16 protein-coding genes are annotated in these 19,211 nt (G+C 64.4%); 4 read left to right on the forward strand and 12 right to left on the reverse strand.

The genetic code is table 11. The annotated features are described in order from the left end of the window. The first annotated feature begins 202 nt into the window (after positions 1 to 202). The 3 genes from AC0L3U_RS13360 to AC0L3U_RS13370 all read left to right on the forward strand — a co-directional run bounded on the left by AC0L3U_RS13360 (position 203) and on the right by AC0L3U_RS13370 (position 6,043). The gene (locus AC0L3U_RS13360) at positions 203 to 1,414 is read left to right on the forward strand and encodes an efflux RND transporter periplasmic adaptor subunit (protein WP_473362065.1); all 1,212 of its coding nucleotides are present in this window, start codon (positions 203 to 205) and stop codon (positions 1,412 to 1,414) included. Next, positions 1,411 to 4,575 carry an efflux RND transporter permease subunit gene (locus AC0L3U_RS13365; protein WP_473362066.1) on the forward strand — a complete coding sequence of 1,055 codons (3,165 nt, stop codon included), beginning with the start codon at positions 1,411 to 1,413 and terminating at the stop codon, positions 4,573 to 4,575. The genes AC0L3U_RS13360 and AC0L3U_RS13365 overlap by 4 nt, the downstream gene beginning before the upstream one ends. 274 nt (positions 4,576 to 4,849) lie before the next feature. Further along, positions 4,850 to 6,043 (forward strand): ABC transporter substrate-binding protein, encoded by a 1,194-nt coding sequence (locus AC0L3U_RS13370; RefSeq protein WP_473362067.1) that lies wholly within the window; start codon positions 4,850 to 4,852, stop codon positions 6,041 to 6,043. Positions 6,044 to 6,106: 63 nt separating this feature from the next. On the opposite strand, the gene AC0L3U_RS13375 is transcribed toward AC0L3U_RS13370, so the two are convergent. From AC0L3U_RS13375 to AC0L3U_RS13390, 4 genes are read right to left on the reverse strand one after another with little or no spacing between them, the layout of a single operon-like run. Then, complete coding sequence (locus AC0L3U_RS13375; RefSeq protein WP_473362068.1) at positions 6,107 to 6,493, reverse strand: MAPEG family protein; 387 nt, start codon at positions 6,491 to 6,493, stop codon at positions 6,107 to 6,109. Positions 6,494 to 6,520: 27 nt separating this feature from the next. Next, on the reverse strand, positions 6,521 to 7,603 hold the full coding sequence (locus tag AC0L3U_RS13380) for a lipocalin-like domain-containing protein (protein ID WP_473362069.1): 1,083 nt from the start codon (positions 7,601 to 7,603) through the stop codon (positions 6,521 to 6,523). Continuing rightward, positions 7,593 to 10,055, reverse strand: a complete 2,463-nt coding sequence (locus AC0L3U_RS13385; RefSeq protein ID WP_473362070.1) for an ABC transporter permease — start codon at positions 10,053 to 10,055, stop codon at positions 7,593 to 7,595. The genes AC0L3U_RS13380 and AC0L3U_RS13385 overlap by 11 nt, the downstream gene beginning before the upstream one ends. Then, positions 10,052 to 10,705, reverse strand: a complete 654-nt coding sequence (locus tag AC0L3U_RS13390; RefSeq protein WP_473362071.1) for an ABC transporter ATP-binding protein — start codon at positions 10,703 to 10,705, stop codon at positions 10,052 to 10,054. The genes AC0L3U_RS13385 and AC0L3U_RS13390 overlap by 4 nt, the downstream gene beginning before the upstream one ends. Positions 10,706 to 10,849: 144 nt before the next feature. On the opposite strand from AC0L3U_RS13390, the gene AC0L3U_RS13395 reads away from it, so the two are divergent. Continuing rightward, positions 10,850 to 12,196 carry an MFS transporter gene (locus AC0L3U_RS13395; RefSeq protein ID WP_473362072.1) on the forward strand — a complete coding sequence of 449 codons (1,347 nt, stop codon included), beginning with the start codon at positions 10,850 to 10,852 and terminating at the stop codon, positions 12,194 to 12,196. Between the two features lie 181 nt (positions 12,197 to 12,377). Here the strand turns inward: AC0L3U_RS13395 and AC0L3U_RS13400 are convergent, their stop codons facing one another. The 8 genes from AC0L3U_RS13400 to soxZ all read right to left on the reverse strand — a co-directional run bounded on the left by AC0L3U_RS13400 (position 12,378) and on the right by soxZ (position 19,202). Next, the gene (locus AC0L3U_RS13400) at positions 12,378 to 13,586 is read right to left on the reverse strand and encodes an MFS transporter (RefSeq protein WP_473345690.1); all 1,209 of its coding nucleotides are present in this window, start codon (positions 13,584 to 13,586) and stop codon (positions 12,378 to 12,380) included. 265 nt (positions 13,587 to 13,851) lie between these two features. Next, entirely contained in the window at positions 13,852 to 14,025 is a 174-nt protein-coding gene (locus AC0L3U_RS13405) for a hypothetical protein (RefSeq protein ID WP_473362073.1), read from the reverse strand. Between the two features lie 87 nt (positions 14,026 to 14,112). Continuing rightward, positions 14,113 to 15,150: an MBL fold metallo-hydrolase gene (locus AC0L3U_RS13410; RefSeq protein ID WP_473345688.1), complete on the reverse strand. Its 1,038-nt coding sequence runs from the start codon at positions 15,148 to 15,150 to the stop codon at positions 14,113 to 14,115. 313 nt (positions 15,151 to 15,463) lie between these two features. Further along, positions 15,464 to 15,922 carry a DsrE family protein gene (locus AC0L3U_RS13415; RefSeq protein ID WP_473362074.1) on the reverse strand — a complete coding sequence of 153 codons (459 nt, stop codon included), beginning with the start codon at positions 15,920 to 15,922 and terminating at the stop codon, positions 15,464 to 15,466. Continuing rightward, positions 15,919 to 17,670: a thiosulfohydrolase SoxB gene (gene soxB, locus AC0L3U_RS13420; protein WP_473362075.1), complete on the reverse strand. Its 1,752-nt coding sequence runs from the start codon at positions 17,668 to 17,670 to the stop codon at positions 15,919 to 15,921. The genes AC0L3U_RS13415 and soxB overlap by 4 nt, the downstream gene beginning before the upstream one ends. 55 nt (positions 17,671 to 17,725) lie before the next feature. After that, positions 17,726 to 18,031, reverse strand: a complete 306-nt coding sequence (locus AC0L3U_RS13425; protein WP_473362076.1) for a hypothetical protein — start codon at positions 18,029 to 18,031, stop codon at positions 17,726 to 17,728. Further along, on the reverse strand, positions 18,028 to 18,891 hold the full coding sequence (soxA, locus tag AC0L3U_RS13430) for a sulfur oxidation c-type cytochrome SoxA (RefSeq protein ID WP_473362077.1): 864 nt from the start codon (positions 18,889 to 18,891) through the stop codon (positions 18,028 to 18,030). The genes AC0L3U_RS13425 and soxA overlap by 4 nt, the downstream gene beginning before the upstream one ends. Beyond that, positions 18,891 to 19,202, reverse strand: coding sequence for a thiosulfate oxidation carrier complex protein SoxZ (gene soxZ, locus AC0L3U_RS13435; RefSeq protein WP_204513134.1), 312 nt, complete (start codon positions 19,200 to 19,202; stop codon positions 18,891 to 18,893). The genes soxA and soxZ overlap by 1 nt, the downstream gene beginning before the upstream one ends. Positions 19,203 to 19,211 lie beyond the last annotated feature (9 nt).

Here is a 19,211-nt window from a genome sequence, read left to right on the forward strand (position 1 = left end):
CGGATCGCGTCCGCGATCCGGCCTCTCCCCGCAGGCGGGGAGAGGCGAAGAAGGACCTGTCAACCCGTCATCCGGCCAGGGCATTCCTCCGAGCATTGCGCGTGCGAAGGTCTTGAAGAGTTCATCATTGCGACCCATCTTGTGGCGCCCGCGGGTACAGGCGTACCCTGCTATTTCCGCGGTTTTTATGCGAGGACCTGGGATGACTGGACCGGACGGAAGCGAGCAGTTTGCCAAAAGGCACGATTTCGTTTCGCCTCGACCTCGCCTGATCGCGGGGTTTCTCGCCGCGGCATTCGGTCTTGCGGGCTGTGGCCAGCCGACCCCGCAAGCGGCCGCGCCGCCGCCCGCGCCGGTGACCGTCGCCCAGCCCGTCAAGCGCACCGTCACCGATTGGGACGAGTTCACCGGCCGCTTCGAGGCGATGGAGGAGGTGCAGGTCCGCCCGCGCGTCGGCGGGTTCGTCAACTCTGTCGAATTCCAGGATGGCGCCATCGTGCGTCAGGGCGATCTGCTCTATGTCATCGACCCACGTCCGTTCGAGGCGGTGGCCACGCAGGCGGAGGGGCAGCTTTCCGATGCGCGTGCCAAGGTGGAGCTTGCAAAGCGGGAGCTCGATCGTGGTTTGAGCCTGGTGCAGACCAGTGCCGTCTCCGAGCAGGTTGTCGATCAGCGCCGTCAGGCCTTGCAGGCCGCGCACGCTGCCGAAACACAGGCCGAGGGTGCGCTCAAAGTCGCCAAGCTCAATATCGAATTCACGCATGTGACGGCGCCGCTGACCGGCCGCGTCAGCCGCCATCTCGTCAGCCCTGGCAATCTCGTGCAGGGCAGCGATACCGGAACGTCGACGCTGCTCACCTCGATCGTGACGCTCGATCCGATCTATATCTATTTCGACATGGATGAGGCGACCTTCATCAAATACAGCAAGCTGTGGTTCGAAGGCCGCCGCCCGAGCTCGCGCGATACGGCGAACCCGGTGCAGGTGACGCTCGCCGGCGAGACGAAACCATCCCGTGAAGGCAGTATCAATTTCCTCGACAACCGCCTCGATGTCTCTACCGGCACGCTGCGCAGCCGCGCCGTGATCAAGAACACCGATCTGTCGATCTTGCCGGGTCAGTTCGGTCGCGTCCGCCTGATCGGCAGCGCGCCCTATGAGGCGCTGCTGATTCCCGACGTCGCGGTTGCGACCGACCAGTCCCGCAAGATCGTGTTCGTGGTGAAGCCGGACGACACTGTCGAGGCGCGTCCCGTGACCCTCGGACCGCTCGACGACGGCTTGCGCGTGATCCGCGAGGGGCTGAAGGCCGAGGACCGCGTTATCGTCAACGGCATCCAGCGCGCCCGTGTCGGCGCCAAGGTCGCCCCGCAGACTGCGCCAGCCGGCGGCAAGCCCGGTGACAAGTCATGAACCTTGGCCGCCTCTCCATCAACCAGCCCATTCTCGCGATGGTGCTATCGATCGTGCTGCTGATCGTCGGCGCGCTGGCCTACACCACGCTGCCTGTCTCCGAATATCCGCAGGTGGTGCCGCCGACCGTCGTCGTCACCACGCAATATCCCGGTGCCTCCGCGCAGACCGTGTCCGACACGGTTGCAGCCCCCATCGAGCAGGAGATCAACGGCGTCGAAGACATGCTGTATCTCTACAGCCAGGCGACCTCGAACGGCCAGCTCACCATCACCGTCACTTTCAAGCTCGGCACCGATCTCGACAAGGCCCAGGTGCTGGTGCAGAACCGCGTCGCGATCGCGCAGCCGCGTTTGCCTGAAGAGGTTCAGCGCAACGGCGTCACCACGCGCAAGAACTCGCCCGACATCTTGATGGTCGTGTTCATGCTGTCGCCGGACGACACTTTCGACCAGCTCTACATCTCCAACTACGCGCTGCTCCAGGTCCGCGACCAGCTGCTCCGGATCGACGGCGTCGGCGACATCCAGATCTTCGGCGCACGCGATTATTCGATGCGGCTATGGCTCGATCCTGACCGGATCGCCAATCTCGGCCTGACGTCGGCCGAAGTGCTCGCCGCGATCCGTGCGCAGAACGTGCAGATCGCGGGCGGCCAGATCGCCGAGCCGCCGATCGCCGACCGCGCTTTCCAGCCGAACCTCACCTTCACCGGGCGATTGAAAGACCAGAAGCAGTTCGAGGACATCCTGATCAAGGCCGGCTCCGACGGCCGCACGGTGCGCCTGCGTGACGTCGCCCGTATCGAGCTCGGTGCTCTCGCCTACTCCACCAACAGCTTCCTGCTGCGCAAATCGGCGGTCGCCATGCTGGTGACGCAGCGGCCGGGATCGAACGCGCTCGCGACCGCGAAGCACATTTCGGACACGATGACGAAGCTGAAGGAGACCTTTCCGAAAGGCCTCGACTTCAATATCGGCTACAACCCGACCGAGTTCATCGCGCAGTCGGTCCACGAGCTGATCAAGACCATCTACGAAGCCATGTTGCTCGTGGTCGTCGTCGTGCTGGTGTTCCTGCAGGGATGGCGGCCCGCGATCATTCCGATCATCGCGATCCCGGTGTCGCTGGTCGGCACTTTCGCGGTGATGGCGGCGCTCGGCTTCTCCATCAACAATCTCACGCTGTTCGGTCTCGTTCTCGCCGTCGGTATCGTCGTCGACGACGCCATCGTGGTGGTCGAGAATGTCGAGCGGCATCTCGAGCATGGCATGAGCCGGCGCGATGCCGCGCTGAAGACCATGGAGGAAGTCGGCGGAGCACTGGTGTCGATCGCGCTGGTGCTCTGCGCGGTGTTCGTCCCGACCGCGTTTCTGGGCGGCATCTCCGGGCAATTCTTCCAGCAATTCGCCGTCACCATTGCGGTCGCGACCGCAATCTCCTGCTTCTGCTCGTTGACGCTGTCGCCGGCGCTGGCCTCGCTTCTTCTCGTTCCGCACGAGGAGAAGCGGCCGCCGGCGCGCTGGAATATCCTCGCACGCGGCTGGAACGCTTTCACCGGCGTCTTCAACCGCGTGTTCGACCGTCTCGCGCATGGCTATGCGGGCCTGGCCAATTTCGTGATCCGGCATTCGGCGGTGATGATCCTGATCTACGTCGTGCTGATCGGCAGCGCCGGCTGGCTGATCGGGACCACGTCGCAAGGCTTTATTCCGGCGCAGGACCGCGGCTACGTCATCATCTCCGTGCAATTGCCGGGCGCGGCCTCGCTGGCGCGGACCACCGAGGTCGTGCGCGAGATCGAGCGGATCGCGCTGGATACGCCGGGTATCATCCGCGTCGCCGCTTTCGCCGGCTTCTCCGGCGCGACGCGGACGCAGGCCGGCAATGCGGCGGCGCTCTTCCCGGTGTTCGACGAGCCCGAGGCGCGGATCAAGAAGGGATTGTCCGCGAACGCCATCACGGTCGAGCTGCGCAAACGCCTGGCCGCGATTCAGGGTGCCTTCATCATCGTGATTCCGCCGCCGGCCGTGCCCGGCATCGGCACCGGCGGCGGCTTCACCATCCGCATCCAGGACCGCCAGGGCCGTGGGCCGGAGATGCTCGCCGCGGCTACCGACGAGCTTGTCGCCGCGGCGCGCAAATCGCCCTTGCTGCTCGCTCCCTCCGTGTTCTCGCCGTTCTCGGCCAACACGCCGCAGCTCTTCGTCGACATCGACCGCACCAAGGCGCAGAAGCTCGGCGTTCCCATCGCCGGCATCAACGACACGATCCAGACCTATTTCGGATCGACCTATGTCAACGACTTCAACCTGTTCGGCCGCACCTACCACGTCACCGCGCAGGCGGATTTCCCGTTCCGGAAAGAGCCCAGCGATCTCTCGCGGTTGCGCACGCGCAACGCCTCCGGCGACATGGTGATGCTCGGCAGCGTGGTCGAGTTCAAGGACGTCTCCGGCCCCGACCGCGTCGCGCGCTACAATCTCTACGCGGCGTCCGAATTGCAGGGCGAGCCGGCGCCGGGCACCAGCTCGACCACCGCGCTCAACGCCATCAAGAAGCTCGCCGACGACACCCTGCCGAGCGGCTTCACCTTCGAATGGACCGACCTGTCGTACCAGCAGATCACGGGCGGCAATGCGGGTCTGTACGTGTTCCCGATCTGCGTGCTGTTCGTCTATCTCGTGCTCGCCGCGCAATATGGCAGCTGGACCTTGCCATTCGCGGTGATCCTGATCGTGCCGATGTGCCTGTTGGCCGCCACCATCGGCGTGCGCATCATGGGGCAGGACGTCAACATCCTCACCCAGATCGGTTTCGTCGTGCTAGTGGGGCTGGCGGCAAAGAACGCGATCCTGATCGTCGAGTTCGCCCGCGACATCGAGAAGGAAGGCAAGCCGCGGCTGGAGGCCGTGATCGACGCCTGCCGCCTGCGCCTGCGGCCGATCCTGATGACGTCCTTCGCCTTCATCCTCGGCGTGCTGCCGCTGGTGATCTCGTCCGGCTCCGGTTCGGAGATGCGGCAAGCGGTCGGCGTCGCCGTGTTCTTCGGCATGATCGGTGTCACTCTGTTCGGGCTGTTGTTCACGCCGATCTTCTACGTCGTGGTGAGGAACCTGGCCGAGGGGAAGAACGAGGGCAAGCCGAGGGCGGTGGCCTGATTCCTCTCCAATGTCGTCCTGGCGAAAGCCAGGACCCATTACCCCAGGGAGTGGTTGCTGTGCGAGCTGCTAACTCCGAGACTTCGCCAAACTGCTCCCTGGGGTAATGGGTCCTGGATCAGCGCTCGCTCCGCTCGCTTGTCCAGGACGACGGCAATTCATCAAAAATGGCCGCGCCCATACTAACGGCCTAGGCCGAAATGGATGGGCACCGCCGGGGTTCTTCACTAGTATCCGCGCGATTTCAAAACAGAAAACTGCTGGGAGCTAACACATGAAATCAACCCTTTTGGCCGCTGTCGCAACCTCCACCCTGTTGCTGGCCGCGCCGGCCTCTGCGCAAGGCGTCAAGATCGGCATCCTCAACGACCAGTCCGGCGTCTACGCCGATTACGGCGGCAAATGGTCCGTCGAAGCCGCCAGGATGGCGATCGAGGATTTTGGCGGCGAGGTGCTCGGCCAGAAGGTCGAGCTCGTCACCGCCGACCACCAGAACAAGCCGGATCTCGCGACCTCGATCGCGCGCCGCTGGTACGATGTCGAGAACGTCGACATGATCACGGAGCTGACGACCTCCTCGGTCGCGCTCGCGATCCACGAGCTTTCCAAGGAAAAGAAGAAGATCGACATCGTCGTCGGCGCTGCGACCTCGCGCCTCACCGGCGATGCCTGCCAGCCCTATGGTTTCCACTGGGCCTATGACACCCGCGCGCTCGGCGTCGGCACCGGCGGCTCGCTGACCAAGGCCGGCGGCGACAGCTGGTTCTTCCTCACCGCGGACTACGCCTTCGGCTATGCGCTCGAGAAGGACACCAGCGAGATCGTCACGGCCAATGGCGGCAAGGTGCTCGGTTCGGTGCGCGTGCCGCTCAACTCCTCGGACTTCTCCTCCTTCCTGCTCCAGGCGCAGAGCTCGAAGGCGAAGATCGTCGGCCTTGCCAATGCCGGCCTCGACACCACCAACTCGATCAAGCAGGCGTCCGAGTTCGGCATCGTCTCCGGTGGCCAGAAGCTCGCGGGCCTCTTGATGACGCTCGCCGAAGTGAACGGCCTCGGCTTGCAGGCCGCGCAAGGCCTGGTGCTGACCGAGGGCTATTACTGGGACGTCAACGACCGCACCCGCAATCTCGGCGAACGCTTTCTCAAGCGCACCGGCCGGATGCCGAACATGATCCAGGCCGGCACCTATTCGGCGACGCTGAGCTATCTCAAGGCGGTCAAAGCTGCCGGCACCAAGGATCCGGATGCGGTCGCCAAGAAGCTGAAGGAGCTGCCGGTCGACGACGACTTCGCGCAAGGCGGCAAGGTGCTCGAGAACGGCCGCATGGTCCACGACATGTATCTGTTCGAGGTCAAGAAGCCCTCGGAATCGAAGAAGCCTTGGGACTATTACAAGCAGCTCGCAGTCGTTCCCGGCGAGAAGGCGTTCTTCACTGCCAAGGAGAGCGGCTGTCCGCTGACGAAGTAGCGATCTCTATGTCGTCCTGGCGAAAGCCAGGACGACGGCGGGGAAGTCTTCGCAACCCGCCGCTCACACCAGCCGCAGCACCGCCGCTCCCAGCGCCCCCGCCCACAGTGCAATGGCCGCGATGCCCTGAATAAAAAATCCCGGGCCACGTTTTGCGGCGGTCTTCGAATAGCCGATGAAGTAGACGATGCGGCCGACGATCCAGACCGCGCCGATCGCCGCAGCACCGGCATCATTGATGTAAATCGCGAACAGCCAGAGCGACGGCAGGAAGATCGGCATCCATTCCAGCGTGTTCATCTGGATCCGGAAGGCGCGCTCGAAATCCGGATGGCCCGACATCGCAGGCACCTTGACGCCGGTTTTGGTGCGCGAGCGTGACACGTTGATGGAGGTGAAGAAATAGAACAGGATCGCCAGCAGCGTGACGAGGGCGGTGAGGTGATACATCGCTAGTCCCTTCGAAGAGGTCCCGGTTCAATACCCGGTCAGCTCGAGATAGCCAACGCCGTCATGCGTGCCGGCAAAGCTGAGCGGCCCTTCCCAATAGGAGAAACCGGTCCCCATCCACGCCTTTGGATTGAGCGGCTTGCACTGTATCGAGAACGACCGCGAAGGGATCGCGATCTGCCATTCCACCGGCAGCTTGTGTCCCGCGACCTCGGCGGTCGCCTTCGGACTCATCTGGATGTCGTCGCCCGCAATCATGTGCGTGTCGCCTGTGGCGGAGATCCAGTTGCCAAACGGATGATTATGGCCGTCATTCTGGCGCAGCCGGTACAGCATCAGCTTGTCGCCGGACGCGAGATGCAGCGACAGCCAGTCCCAGCCGGTCTGGTCGGCGTCGAGCGGCTGGCTGCTCCATTCGCGGTCCATCCAGGCCTGGCCGGAAACATCGACGGGCCTGTCGTCGATGGTGAGCGTGCCGCGGGCGCGATAGAACGGCTGGCTATAATAATAGGAGGCCTGACCGCGCTCCGACTTGCGGCTGTAGCCGCGATCGCCTTGCAGCACCACGGGACGATCGGCCTCCAGCGTCAGCGCGTAACTGAAGTCGGCGCCGGAGGCCCTCAGCGTCAGCGGCGCCAAAGTGCGATCTTCGGTGCGCTCAGCCCCCGTCATCTCCCAATCGTCGATCCAGGCCGCAAACGATTTTGTCGTGACGCCGGCCTGTCCCACACCGCCGCGTGAAAACAGCTCGTTGAAGCGGTGAGTGTCGGCGCGCGTCACCGCCGCATGCGCCATCCACACCTGCTGATTGGCCCAGCCTTCGCCCTGCGGCCCCGGCTGTGTCGCCTGGCGGAACAGCGTCCATTGCAGGCCGCAAGCCGCGCCGCTGCTATCGACGAGATTCGCCGTGAGATACCACCACTCGATGCGAAACTCCGGATGCGGCCCGTGATCGTCCGGAAAGGCGAACGTCTTTCCCGGTGTGACCTTGGCAAAGCCATCGGCCGTCTCGCCGAGCCCGGCATAGCCTTGCGCGCCCGCGCGGCGGACTGCCGCGAGTGCGGCGATGCCGCCGGCGAAGGTGCGTCGCGAGATCCTGTCAGCGCTCATTGGCAAACACCTTGACGAGGCTCGCCGGCTGCATTCGGGCCAGTCGGATCATCGGCAGCAGCGCGGCAAGCAACGAGGCGAACAGCGCGACTGCGACCAGCTCGACCAGTTGCAACGGAAACACATGGAACGGCAGCCGCCAGCCGAACGCCTTCACGTTGACGATCGCGATCAGGCACCATGCCACCAGCAGCCCGAGCGGCACCGCCAGGAGCGACGTGAACAGCGCAACCGACAGCGTCTTGGTCAGTTCGATCGCGGCAAGGCGCGGCCGCGTGATGCCGATCGCCCAGAGCGGCGCGAGCTGCGGCAGGCGCGAGTTCGCCAGCGTGAGAAGGCTGGTCAGAAGCGCGATCCCGGCGACGCCGAGCGTGAACGCATTCAGCGCCGACGTCACCGCAAAGGTGCGGTTGAAGATGCGGATGGACTCCGTCTTCACCGTCGCCTGGTCGGCGACGCTGCGATCGTCGAGCGTAAACTGCTTCTGCAGCGCCACGATCAGGCCGGGGATATTCTCCTTCGCGACGATGAGACTGATGCGCGTCTGCGGCGTCTGCGGAAACTGCCGGATCAGCGCCGCGACATTTACCGCAAGCTGGCCCTTGGGATTACCGTAGTCGGCATAGATGCCGACGATGTCGAGCTCCCAGGTCCCGCCCGGCGCCGGCACCTCGATGACGTCGCCGACGCGAACGTTGAGGCGGCGGCTCAGCTGCTCGCTGATGAACGCGGCATTGCCGGGTATGAGTTGTGTCCAGGCACGCGGCGCGGCTTCCAGCAGCGGCCAGCGCTCGCGATAGAGCGCATGATCGGGCAGGCCAAGCAATTCCACCGGCTGGCCCTGGACCTGCGCCTCGGCGCGTCCGCCCGACAGGATCGCCTGGACATCGCTACGCTGCTTCAGCCAGTTGCGGATCGCGACGCCTTTCGCATTGTCGGAGGCGCTGATGTAGACGTCGGCGGCGAGCCGCCCGTTGAGCCAGCCGACGAAGGTGCGGCTGAACGTTTCCACCATGGTGGACACCCCGACATTGACGGCGAGCGCGAGCAGCAGCGCCATCAGCGCCAGTGACAAACCCGAGAGCTGCTGCCGGCTGTCCGCCCAGAACCACAGCGCGAGCGGCTTTCGCGCGAAACGCTGCCCGACGAGCAAGATGATGTCGAGGAACGCGGGCAGGATCAACGCGGCGCCGAGCATCAGTGCCGCCAGCACGCCAAAGCCCGCGATCAGCGATTGTCCGTACTGGAGCAGCAACAGCGCGACCGCGAACACGGCGCAGGCAGCTACGCTTTGCAGGATCAGCCAACGGCGCTGCCGCTGCTGCCAGGCGCGCGGCTGCGCGGTCGCCAGCACCGGCATCCTGACAGCCTTGATCAGGCTGGTCGCCGCGGCAACCAGCGCGCCCACAATGCTGATGCCGATCCCGGCGAGCCACCATTCGGGTCGCAAGCTGAGCTGCCCCGGGATCTGCGCGCCATAGAGTCCACGCAGGGATGCTGCGACGTCGGGCAAGAGCGCGGCCGCAATGAAATAGCCGCAGGCAAGCCCGATCAGGCCTGCGATCAGCGACAGCGCCACGAGCTCGACAACCAGCACGGTGTTGACCAGTCGCGCCGAGGCACCGCAGGCCCGCAGCGTGCGCAGCATCGGCAGCCGCTGCTCGAAGGCGAGGCCGACGGCCGAATTGACGATGAAAAGACCGACGAAGAACGACAGCAGGCCGAACGCGGTGAGGTTGAGGTGAAAGCTGTCGGTGAGGCGCTCCAGCTCGGTTTCCGCATCCGGCTCGACCCGCTGCAAGCGGTCGCCGACGACGCTCGCCAATGGCGCAGGCTTGCCCTTCGGTTTGCCGATCAGAAGCCGCGAGATCTGGTCCGGCTTGTTCAGGAGCCGCTGCGCCACGCCGATATCGACCACGACCACGTCGGGAACGAGCTGCGGCAGCACGCGCAGCGGCGGCAGTTTTGCGCCGTTGCTGATCGCTGGTGCCGCGCCCTCCTGCTCCTGCAAATCGTTCAGCGTTTCCTTCGCCACCAGCGTCTGGCCCGGCGGCGCGACGAAGCTGCTTAGATCGGCGGCGCCGAGGCGCGGTGCATTGCCGACATCGACCGGCAGCGTCACCGGCTCGATGCCGAGCAGCCGGACCGAACGCCCGTTGACCTGGACCCGTCCCTCCAGCATCGGCGAGACCGGCCAGCCGGCGCGACGGAGCTTGACGAACAATTCCTGCGGAAAGGTCGCGGCATCAGGCGCGACCAGCATCGGCGTGCGCGCGCCGCCGAAGGTTGCCGCGGCGCGGTCATAGGCGTTGCGGGCCTGCTGGTTGATCGCCTGCACGCCGCTCCACAGCGCAGTCGCCGCGATCAGCCCGATCAGGAGCGTCGCGAACTGCATCTTGTGGCGCCGCCAATGGCTGAGCAGCACGGCGAGGACCCAGAGCGCGCGCCTCATGCGATCCGCCCGGCATGCAGGTTGACGTGGCGATCGAGTGTCGCGGCCAGATGCAGGCTGTGCGTCACCATCAGAAAGCCGCAGCCGGTGCGCGTGACGAGGTCGCGCGTCAGCGCCAGCACGTCCTCGGCGGTGGCCTCGTCGAGATTGCCGGTCGGCTCGTCCGCCAGCAGCAACGACGGCTTCGTTGCCAGCGCTCGGCCGATTGCGACCCGTTGCTGCTGTCCGCCCGATAATTGTTCTGGATAACGCTTGAGCAGGCCGCCAAGCCCGAGACGCTCGATCAGCTCTTCGTACCAAGCTGCGTCGTACCGGCCGGCGATCCGCGCCTGAAACACCAGATTATCACCGACCGACAGGCTCGGGATCAAATTGTACTGTTGAAACACCAGGCCGATCCGGTCGCGCCGCAGGCCGGCGCGTCCCGCATCGGACAATTTGGTGACCTCGGTGTCTTCCAGGCGGATCGTGCCGCCATCGGCGGCATCGAGCCCTGCGATCAGGTGCAACAGCGTGCTCTTGCCGCTACCGGACTCACCGGTCAGCGCGACGCGTTCGCCGGCCTTGAGGTCGAGATCGACGCCGCGCAGCACATGGACCGGCTCACCGGCCGAAGAGAACGTCTTGGAGAGGTTTCGGATGCTCAGCACGATGAATGGCGCCGGACGGAATTAGCGGAATTGCTGCGTAGCACACTTGCTGCGGAAATGCCGGGTTGCGTTGCTATTGAAGCCGTTGTTAGCTCCTAAGAGGACCACATCAAAAAAGTGCCAAAAGGGACGACGGGGAGAACGATGAGCGCTCAGGGAACGCAGGCCGCGCCGGGCAAGATGACGGGGACGTCGAAGGAAACGCAAAAGCAAACGCCAAAGGGGGCCTGGACCGTTACATTTCTCCTGTTTCTTTTCATGCTGGTGAACTTCGCAGACAAGATCGTCGTCGGTCTTGCGGGCGTTCCGATCATGACCGAGCTGAAGCTCGAGCCCGAGCAGTTCGGTCTGCTCGGCTCGTCGTTCTTCTTCCTGTTCTCGATCTCGGCGATCGTGGTCGGCTTCATCGTCAACAAGGTACCGACCCGCTGGGTGCTGTTGACGCTCGCGGTGATCTGGGCGCTGACGCAGTTTCCGATGGTCGGCACCGTCTCTTTCACCACGCTCCTGATCTGCCGCATCGTGCTCGGCGCCGGCGAAGGCCCGGCGGCCTCGGTGGCGATGCACGCGGTCTACAAATGGTTCCCCGACGAGAAGCGCACGATGCCGACCGCAATCCTGTCGCAGGGTTCGGCCTTTGGCGTGATCCTGGCGGTGCCGGCGCTGAACTGGATCATCGTCAATCATTCCTGGCATTATGCGTTCGGTGCGCTTGGAATCGTCGGCCTGATCTGGGTCGCCGCTTGGCTCGCGCTCGGCAAGGAAGGCCCGCTGGACACCCACGCATCAGCCGTGATCGAACCGAAAATACCCTATCTCCAGCTTCTGACATCGCGCACCTTCATCGGCTGCGTGACCGCGACCTTCGGCGCCTATTGGGCGCTGTCGCTCGGGCTCACCTGGTTCACGCCGTTCATCGTCAAGGGCCTCGGCTTCTCGCAGTCTCAGGCGGGCTTCGTCTCGATCCTGCCCTGGGTGTTCGGTGCGACCATCGTCATTCTCACGGGCTGGATCTCGCAGGTGATGCTGGCACGTGGCTACACCTCGCGGATCTCCCGCGGCGTGCTCGGCTCGGTGCCGCTGATCGTCGGCGGCCTGATCCTCGCGATGATGCCGCATGTCCAAGGCGCGAGCCTCCAGATCGCCCTGCTCGTGGTCGGCTCCGGCCTGTGCGGCGCGATCTACGTCGTTTGCCCGCCCATGCTCGGCGAGTTCACGCCGACGTCGCAGCGCGGCGCGGTTCTCGCGATCTACGGCGCGCTCTATACGCTTTCGGGCATCGTGGCGCCGCTCGTGATGGGCAGCGTGATCCAGCGCGCCGGCAGCATGCTCGACGGCTACATGACCGGCTTCACCATCAATGCCGCGATCATGGTCGGCTCCGGCCTGCTTGGGCTGCTCCTGCTCTGGCCGAACACGGAAAAGGCCAGGCTGACCGGTGGAGCTACGCCGCAGGCCGCGCCGCTGAAGAGCGCGGTGTCGCCGACGTAAGGGCCACTTCAGTTAACCTAATCACAATTGTCATCCCGGCGAAGGCCGGGATCCATAACCACGATTTTTAGTTTGGCGAAGACTTGGAGTTGGAAGACTTGGAGTTGGCAGCTTTGCGCCACAACTCCGATTCGTGGTTATGGGCCCCGGCGTTCGCCGGGGCGACAATTGAGTTTGTTGCTCAAGCAGCGATTGGCCGCTTCCGCTCCGTGAACGGCGAGAGCACCACCGTCGCGAGCATGAAGATCACGGACGCTCCGAACACCCAATGCGGCGCGCTCTGGTCCATGATCCAGCCGAACAGCAGCGGGCTGACGATGCCGCCGAGATTGAAGCCGGTGGAGACGATGCCGAAGGCGCGCCCCGCCGCGCCGGGCGGCGCTGCATTGCGCACCAGCATGTCGCGCGAGGGCGCGATCACGCCGGAGAGGAATCCCGCGGTCGCCATCGTGGCGATCAGCGCCCAGCCCGGCAGCGTGACCAGCGCGATCAGCAGCACGATCGCCGCGTTCGCGGCAAAGCAGGCGGCGGCGACATAGCCGTGGCGCTCGGTGTGGTCGGCAAGGAAGCCGCCCGCGAGCACGCCGGCGGCGCTCGCACCGAGGAAGGCGGTGAGCGCGACATTGGCCGCGGAATAGGTCGCGCCATAGCCACTCATCAGCGCCACCACGCCGAAATTGTTGATGCCGGCGACCGACAGGCTGAGCAGCATGAACAGTGCCGTCAGCGTGATCAGCGCCGGCGTGATCACGGCTTGTTTGGGTGCGTTCTCGGTGCCCGGCTTGGTCTTGTGCGCGCCGGCATCGGGAATGTTCATGGTCACCAGCAACAGCGCGACCAGAACGCCGATGGTGCCCGATGCGATCAGCGCACCGGCACCGCCGGATACGGTGACCAGCGCGGCGACGATCGCCGGCGCCACCGCGCCGCCGAAATAGCCGGCAAAGGTATGGATCGAGAAGGCGCGGCCCATCCGCGCTTCGTCCATGTGCTCGGCAAGGATGGCGTAATCGGCGGGATGGTAGACGCTGTTGGCGAGCCCGAGCAGCACGGCGCAGGCGATCAGCGACGTGTAGCTCAGGTGCAGGCCGAGCAGGATCAGCGCGAGGCCGCCGAGCGTGAGACCGCCCAGCAAAATCCTTCGCGCGCCAAAATGGTCGACGAGATAGCCGGTCGGCGCCTGCGTCAGCCCCGACACCACGGCCGACACCGTCAGCGCGAAGCCGAGCTCGACATAGCCGACGCCGAGTTGATTCTTGAGGAACGGAAACAGCATCGGCAGGACCAGCAGATGAAAATGGCTGACCCAATGCGCGATCGAGATTCCCGTCAGCGTGCGTAGCGCGCTGTCCACCTTGCCTTGTTGCGGTGCGGCGAGAACGTCGACCATTGCAGTTCCGTTTCACGTCCTTTGGAGGCGCGCAAACTATCGGGCAGAGCGGTTATTTGTCCATGAACGCGGGCGCATGGCAGTAGCGCGGGCGGGGGATTCCCCGCCGGTCGTCCTGGCGAAAGCCAGGACCCATTACCCCAGGAAGCAGTTTGACGAAAACTCGTGGTCCGGTACTGCGACCATCCACGATCGAGGGATCACGCGGTATGGGTCCTGGCTTTCGCCAGGACGACAGTTGAGAGCGTGGCAAGAGCCGAGCCCCTCAAAACGGCTCGTCATCCGGCCCGTAGCGGTCGCGCTTCGGTGTCGCGATGTCGCCGTCCTCGTAATCATCGTCGTCGGTGTCGCGCGGAGGCGGAGGCTTCTTCGCCTTGTCTTTTGCTGGCGTGTCGTCCGCAATTTTGGGCGGCTCGCCCGATTTGCCGATCTTGGCCATGGCTGGTCCCGGATGGTGATGCTGCATCCGTCCTAGCCTGAATATATGGGCAGCTGCTGATTTATCTCAAGAATGGCGGCAAGGCGGTCAGTGCACCACCGGCCCGCCGGCCTTCTTCCAGGCATCGATGCCGCCGGCGATGTGGGCGGTGTTGGTGAGCCCGGCCTCCTTGGCGGCGGCGACAGCCATCGCAGAGCGTTCGCCGAAGGCGCAGAAGAACACGACGCGGCGGCCGGTGGCGGCCGCGACCTCGCGCAGCATGCCGCCCGGCTTGAGGCTGTCCTCGACGGACGGATAGGGCGTATGCAGCGCGCCTTCGAGCATGCCGTGCTTCATCCGCTCATTGGTCTCGCGCAAATCGACCAGCAGGATATCGGGACGGCCGAGGCTACCGATCGCCTCGACGGCGCGGAGCGCGCGGCCCTCTTTCTCCAGCTCCTCCTGGTGCAGGCCGACATGCATGTTGGCGGGCACCGCAACGTCCATCATCTTCGGATTGGGCAGCTTCAGATTGGCCATCAGCTCGATATAGTCGTCGACCGAGCGCACCTGGAGCCGCGGATTGTAGCGCTTCTCCTCGCCGATGGTGGAGACGGTGTCGCCCTTGTAGTCATGCGCCGGGAACACCATGGTCTCGTCGGGCAGCTTGAGCAGGCGGTTGAAGATCGAATCGTACTGCGCGCGCGACGAGCCGTTCTGGAAATCGGTGCGGCCGGTGCCGCGGATCAGCAGCGTGTCGCCGGTGAAGACGCGGTCGCCCATCAAATAGGAATAGGAATCGTCGGTGTGGCCGGGCGTGTACATCACGTCGAGTGCCAGGCCCTCGATCGTCACCTTGTCGCCGTCGGCAACCCGCATCGCCACCACGTCGGCCTTGGTCTGGTCGCCCATCACGGTCATGCAATGGGTGCGGTCGCGCAGCTCGCCGAGGCCGGTGACGTGGTCGGCGTGGAGATGGGTGTCCACGGCCTTGACCAGCTTGAGATCGAGCTCGCGCAGCAACTGGCAGTAGCGGTCGACCTTCTCCAGCACGGGATCGAGGATCAGCGCCTCGCCGCCGGGGCGGCTCGCCAGGAGATAGCTGTAGGTACCCGAAACACTGTCGAAGAGCTGGCGAAAGATCATGGCAAGACCCGGCGTGGAACTGATTCCAAATCCTACTACGCTACGGCTCGAAAAGAGAAGTAATGTGCTGTTAAAATAAGAAAATTTAGAAGATTTTTATTGTAGAGCTCGGGCTATCCCAAAACTCGGTGTCGTCCCGGCCTAGTGCGCAATGCGCACGGGGGACCGGGACCCATAACCACAGGGAGAAATTTGGCGAAGATTCGTCGTTCAGGACTCCTACCGCCCACACTCGATAGACCTCGCGGTATGGTCCCGGCCCCCCGTGCGCATTGCGCACTAGGCCGGGACGACAGGGAGGGTGGGCCCAAGACTACGGCCGCACGACCGTGTACCCGTTCTCGCTGAGAAACAGGATCTGCCCGACCCCGACCTGCACCGGCGTGGCGGCGGGGATGAACTCCGGCCGCTTGCCGGTCTCCCGCTCGATCGTGTCGACGGTGTTGAGGCAGATGTCGAAGCGTACGCCTTGCGCGATCAGGCTCTCGACCTGCTTGCGGCGCTCGCTGCCTGACAACAGGAGATCGATGCCGGGACCGAACGCCACCACCTCGATCGCGACCTTGTCGGGGTCGTAGGCTTTCAGCAAATTGTTGGCGACGCTGAGCACCAGAGCTTGCTTCCTGGCATCGCCATCGGAGAGCTGCAGCACGATCTTGTGCTCGGCGAACGGCTTGTCCTGGAGCGGCACCTGCTGCGCGAACGCCGGCGGCATCGCCGCCCAGGCGAACAGCGCCAGCAGCATCGCGGATAAGGTTTGCGACCGCATCATCCCTGTCCTGCAATGCCCGGATTACCCTCGACGCCCTTTAGCGTGACGCCGGAGCCGAGCCGCTCCTGAAACATCCGGCCCGAGCGCAGATATTTTGCCACCACATCCCACACCGGTGCGCCTTGCTGGCCGTTGACCGAGGCCCAGCCCGCGACCTTATATCGATGGCTGGCACTGAGCGCCTTGCCGCCGTTGAGCTTCAGCTCCGAGATGCGGTTGCCGATCGCCGCCGTCGGCGTACAGGTGTAGCTGAGCCCGCCGGCGCGCACCATGTCGCCGCCCTGCTGGTAATAGGGATCGGTGTTGAAGAGGTTGTCGCAGACGTCTTCCAGTACGTCCTTGATCTGGGCTCCCGACATCTCCTGCACATAGGTCTCGGGATAGCTGATCGCGGTTTCCGCGAGCAAATCCTCCATCGTCAGCGCCTGGCCGGACAGCCCGGTGACGCCCCAGCGGAAGCCCGGCGACAGCGCGATCTCGGCGTTGAGCTCGGTGCGCAGCGCGCTGCAGATCAGCTCGTCGACTGGGCCGGCGAAATTGTCGCGCCGATACAGCAGGCGATCGGGCGTCGCGATCTTCTCCAACCAGTCGGTGACGAAGGGGGCCCGCAACCGGCCGATCAGTTCGGCCATCCCAGGATCCGGCTTCAACAGCTCGGAATAGACCGGCAGCAGATGATATTTGACGTCGCCGACCTTGCCCTTGTCGAGCGCGAGATCGAGCACGGCAAGGAATTTGCCGTTGGAGCCGGCATTGGTGACGAGCGTCGTGCCGCTCGCATTCTTCACGGCGATGGGCTGCGGGACCGCATCATGGGTATGGCCGCCGAGGATGACGTCGATGCCGGTGACGCGGCTTGCGAGCTTGAGATCGACGTCCATGCCGTTGTGCGACAGCAGGATCACCGCATCGACCTTGTCGGTGCTGCGCAAGCCGTCGACATGCTTCTGGAGTTCTTCCTCCCGGATGCCGAAGGTCCAGTCCGGCGTGAACCGTTTGGGATGCGCGATCGGCACATAAGGGAAGGCCTGGCCGATGATCGCGACGCGATGGCCGCCGAGCTCCTTGATCACGGAGGGCTTGAACACGCGCCCCGTTGCCTTGTCGAAGGCGGGGGCGTCGTTGAATGCGGCTTCCTCCGTGAGAAAGACGTTCTGCGCCAGAAACTCGCCCTTGAAGCGTGCGAGATTGTCGCGCAGCGCCTGCTCGCCGTAGGTGAATTCCCAGTGCCCGGTCATCGCCTCGATACCGAGCAGGTTTGCGGCCTCGACCATGTCGCGGCCCTGCATGATGTTGGCGAGTCCCGTTCCTTGCCAGAGATCGCCGCCGTCAACGAGCATGGAGTGTTTTTCGCCGGCATCGCTGCGCAAGCGGTCGATCAGCGTCTTCAGATGGGCGAAGCCGCCGAGCTTGCCGAAGCGGCCTGCGGACTTCTCGAACTCGAAGCAGCTGAAGGCATAGGCGTCCGCGCTGTCGGGCCTGATGCCGAAACGGTCGAGGAAGGCGCGGCCGACCAGGTGCGGCGGCCGTCCCGCCATCTGGCCGATCCCGATATTGACGCTGGGCTCGCGAAAATAAACCGGATTGAGTTGCGCGTGCGTGTCGGTGAGGTGAAGGATGCGCGCATTGCCGAACCGTTCGAGGTCGTAAATGCTCGCGGCCTCAGCACCGCGCGCAAGCCGTGGCAGGCTGAGCGATGCGGCAGCAAGGCCTGCATTTTTCAGGAAATCGCGGCGGCGGATCGCCATCCAGAAATTCTCCGCGCCCTCTCATGGTCGCAAGGCTGTTGCAGGAGCGAACAGTCTAGCGGATTTCCATCGCCTTCCAGGCTTCTTTTTCGGAAATCGCCTGGAAGACCGATGCCTTCGCCAGCGCCTCGGCCTCCCTGGCTGCGGCGACGGCGCGGTCGAAATCGCCGCCATCGGCCGCTTTCTTTGCGGCGGTCAGCGTCGAGACGGTCACGGTCCATTGGTGGCGCAAGCTGGCGGCCTCCTTCGCGGCAGCTTCGGCTGCGGAATAGGCCGTCTTGTAGTCTGCCTCATTTGCCGCGTGCGCCGCCGGCGCGAGGCCCAGGGCAAGCACCATGGCGAGGGCAAGTGACCGCTTCATGGCCGCGCTCCCGGTCCCGATATCGGCAGGCCGTTGGCGACGTAGGACAGGAAATATTCGACGTCGCGATATTCATCCGCCTGCGGCTCCAGCGGAACCGCGCGGGTCTGGCTGTTGCAGGTGACGAAGCGGCGGCTGGTCGTGCCCATGCCGCTCCATTCGGAGCGGTAGATCGGCATCGCGTTCAGAATGCCGAGCGCCGGCGCCAGGATCTCGGCGCGGATGCGCTCGCCCGGGCTCTGGACATGGCAGCTCGCGCAGGAGAAATTCATCTGGCCGCGGCGGGTGTAGAAATAGCGCTTGCCGTTCTCGAAGGCCGCGAGCGCGCGCGGATCGTCGGGGATCTTGATGTCCATCGGCTTGCCGCGCGAGGTGAAGGCCATGTACGCCGTGAGCGAGGCCATCTCGTCCTTGACGTAGGAATAGGGCGCCTCGCCATTGGCCTCGCGGCAGCGGTTGAGCGCCAGCTCCAGCGTGACGACCTTGCCTTCCTTCTCGTCGAAATAAGGATAGTTCTGGCGGATGCCGATGCCGCCGTTCGGGAAACAGTCGGCATAGGTCTTGCCGTTCTTGAACGGGGTGGCGAACATCTCCTTGCCGGCGTCGAGCGCGAACTCGTAGGGCGGGAATTCCTCTTTCTCCTGCCACTGCCGCTTCATGTCCTCGTTCATGGAATAAGGGCCGTTGACGAAGTCCTCGTGCTTCACGGTCGGGAACTTCTGGAAGAAGAAGTTCTGGAACGCTTTCGCATCTGCAACGGGATCGACTTTGTCGGCAGCCACCACGCGCGGAGAGGTGAGGGCCAAGGCGACGAGCGCGGCGCTCAACGAACCAAACAGGATGGAGGTGCGGGCCTTCATCACGAGATCTTCGCGGTGGTTGTGTCCGACGCACCCTTGTTATCGGTCCATGAGACCTTGAGATCGTCGCCCTTCTTGGCCCCCTTGAAGCTGAACTTGACATAGGGGTCCTTCGAGACCGCGGTGCCCCAATCGGCAACGAAGACGTCCTTGCCGTTACATTCGAATTTCAGCTGCTGGATGTAATGCGCCGGGATCAGCTCGCCTTTGGCGTCCTTGACGAAGCCGGTATCCATCGGGTGCTGGATCAGCGCCTGCACCTCGGTGATGTCGCCGTTGGCGGTAGCGCGGACGCGAATGCTGGATGCCATCTCGATCTT

The sequence above is a fragment of the Bradyrhizobium sp. Kon69 genome, from assembly GCF_055807515.1.